General features: G+C 63.5%; 1 pseudogene. It reads right to left on the bottom strand.

What is annotated here, in order from left to right:
• A pseudogene (locus tag ACLJNW_RS24980) lies at positions 1–199 on the bottom strand (hypothetical protein); the annotation flags it as partial.
• Positions 200–274: the final 75 nt, after the last annotated feature.

The following is a 274-nucleotide window of genomic DNA, read 5'->3' as shown; positions in this document are numbered from 1 at the left end:
ACGCCTGGCGGCTGAGTCCGCGGTATTCGCCGCGAACCCAGGCCACCAGCAGTTCCTGCAGCAGGCGCAGGTCGCTCTTCACCAGCTTCAGGCGCGAGCGCTTGCGTGCTACCGCAATCAACAAGGCGGGCACCCGGCCACGGGCCAGGAAACGTTCCGCGATCCCCAGGTAACGACTGAATCCTCGTGGTGCATCCATCCTTCCACCTCGCTCAAGCGCTTGCCGCCGAGGCTCTCCGGGTTATCCACGCATACTGTGGATAACCTTGTGAAC

The organism is Salmonella sp. SAL4457 (assembly GCF_046548235.1).
Taxonomy (GTDB): Bacteria; Pseudomonadota; Gammaproteobacteria; order Enterobacterales; family Enterobacteriaceae; genus Salmonella; species Salmonella enterica.
Note: the sequence above shows the minus strand (reverse complement) of the source record. Positions and strands in the feature narration are given on the sequence as shown.